3 protein-coding genes are annotated in these 2,372 nt (G+C 45.0%); 2 read left to right on the forward strand and 1 reads right to left on the reverse strand.

From position 1 onward, the window contains the following. Nucleotides 1–1,291, forward strand: a 1,291-nt coding sequence (locus tag CWB99_RS24310; protein ID WP_249332093.1) for a M35 family metallo-endopeptidase, incomplete at its 5' end; no start/stop codon positions are given. Next, nucleotides 1,266–1,799: a hypothetical protein gene (locus CWB99_RS23430; protein ID WP_138553686.1), complete on the forward strand. Its 534-nt coding sequence runs from the start codon at nt 1,266–1,268 to the stop codon at nt 1,797–1,799. The genes CWB99_RS24310 and CWB99_RS23430, both read left to right, overlap by 26 nt. Nucleotides 1,800–2,066: 267 nt before the next feature. Here the strand turns inward: CWB99_RS23430 and CWB99_RS24450 are convergent. Further along, the coding region (locus CWB99_RS24450) for a hypothetical protein (protein WP_212748543.1) at nt 2,067–2,372 on the reverse strand (306 nt) is incomplete at its 5' end.

Consider the following 2,372-nt stretch of genomic DNA (forward strand, 5'->3'; position numbering starts at 1 on the left):
CTGGTCCACAGCAAGCATGGGGATATTCACCCGGGTGCCCAAAAACAGCCGCAGCTACACAGGCCACGAGCCCATCACACTGGGCGGCGACAACCGCATCATTCATATGAATGGTCGGATTTACGATGCAGATACCGGCCGGTTTATGCAGGCGGATCCGGTGGTGCAGGCGCCCGCGAACTTGCAAAACTATAACCGTTATAGTTATGTGCTGAATAATCCGATGTCGTATACGGACCCGAGTGGGTATTTGTTTAAGAAGCTTGGGAAGTTTATTAAGAAGAATTGGCGGACGATAGCGGCGATAGGCGCAGCCTATGTGACATTTGGCTTGTCGACTGGAGCTTGGACATTTAAAGCAATGGCAGACTTAAGTGCGGCAGCTCTAATTGGAGGCGGCGCAGCAGCAGGTGCTGTAAATGGTGCTATTTCTACCGGTACGCTCAAAGGGGCGCTGACGGGAGCGGCCAGTGGAGCCATTTTTGGAGCCCTTGGCGGTGCCGGACTTGGTGGCTTTGAAGCCTTTGCTGCCAGTGGGTTGGTTGGCGGCGTAATGTCCGTTATTCAGGGCGGCAAGTTTGGTCATGGATTTGTCAGCGCTGGCGTGGGCTCTGTCACTGGTGGTATGTTTGGTAAGGGTCCAATGAACCGTATCATCGGCTCCGCCATTGTGGGTGGCACCGTATCCGCAATTACTGGCGGTAAGTTTGCAAATGGTGCGTTCAGTGCTGCTTTTGCTACGGCACTGAAGGCGGATTGGGGTGCCTCTAAACAGCAAAAAACAGGCAGTATTACCTATGGCGCTGTAACTACTGACAAGATAAAGGGTATTATAAAAGGAGCTGTCGAAAATGGTCATAATCTCACGAAAAAAGCATTGGACGCTCTCAACTCTGTTGCGGCAGGAGATGAAGAGTCTGTTCAGCGATTCGAAAGGTTTTTCGGAGAGGTGAGTGATAGCAAGATCAGGATAGTAAGAAGGGCTTATCAGAGTATTGATCAAGCCTTTGAAAACGGAGTGACGGTGAGCTTCGACTTGGCTGATGATTCGTATGCATATGTATATGCAGGAGGTGAGGTTGAAGTCCATTTAGGTAAGTACTTTATGGGAGCATCTTCTACAGGCTTTAATTCGAAAGGTGGTGTGTTTATCCATGAATTAGGGCATGAGGTTTCCGGACTTAACGATGTAGTTTACGGTGTTGCAGGAGCAGAAGCTTTGGCTAAAGATAACTATTTAAAGGCACTAAGAAATGCAGATAGCTATGAATATTATGCAGAATCCCTCTAGTTTAGTTGCAGCTTTGATTATCATAACTGCAGGTTTCATGAGTAGTGCTTTTTCTCGTGATAAAGGTAGCCTTGCAATTGAGCTGATGAGTCAAGGGAAATGTGAACTAGAAGTGGTTTACTCAAATCTATATGAGACTGATATTCATATAGCATATTGGGATGTAGGTGTAGGGAGTGAGCTTTATAAAAGCTTATTCATAGTAAGCAATGGGAGTGAGCTAGTTGATTATGTCGGAAAATTGGTTAAAAGGCGTAAGCCGGAAGGGACTGATTTGATACTTTTAAAAAGTGGAGAAAAACTAGTCGCAAAAATTGACTTGAAAAAAAGCTACCGAATCACGTCAAATGATAAAAATATAAAGGTGAAATTCGAGAACTTTATGCCACTTTACTATGCAGGTACAGAAGGGGTTGAGATTGTTAAGTTCGAGGAATTCACATCTAATGAAGTTTTAATAGAATCCTGCACAAGTTACAAGGACGCCCACCCTAAAAAGAAAACATAAAAGACACCTAATCTAAAGCCCCGGCACCCGCCGGGGCTTTTCTGTTTCTGGTCGTATTTCACCGATTTTTTGGTCGCATCGGTTTGACCATTGTGGTCGTATCCATCGACCTCGTGGTCCGCAGGGAGTGTGATATACAAGTGTATATATCGCTTGATAGGACCAGGTAAGTCAGAGTTGTATGACCACAAAGTCGATTTGTCATGACCAGCTTTATCAGCACATACGACCAGGTTAGAAACATTAATGTAACAAGCTTAGATGAGGCTATAAGGTTATTCGGTGGCTGGGTGTTCGAAATTTATTTAGGTGCTCTGTTACTACGTTTAGTTCTGGATAATTGCCTCTATTACTGCGATCGAAAAGAGTCATCTCAATCTCTATCTGATGGATTTTTTCAGTATTACGTCTGATGAAGTCTATAAATAGGCCAGACTCTTTCATCGTTGAGTTGATAATACCAATCTCTCTGGCTCGATTAACCATAATATTGAAACTGGCGCTTAAAAGTGCAGCGACATCAGGGGACAGCGCTAGCTTTGAAGGGAAGACTGCAGTTACAAGGACACCCAC

This window comes from Pseudoalteromonas rubra (assembly GCF_005887095.1).
GTDB classification, from domain to species: Bacteria; Pseudomonadota; Gammaproteobacteria; order Enterobacterales; family Alteromonadaceae; genus Pseudoalteromonas; species Pseudoalteromonas rubra_E.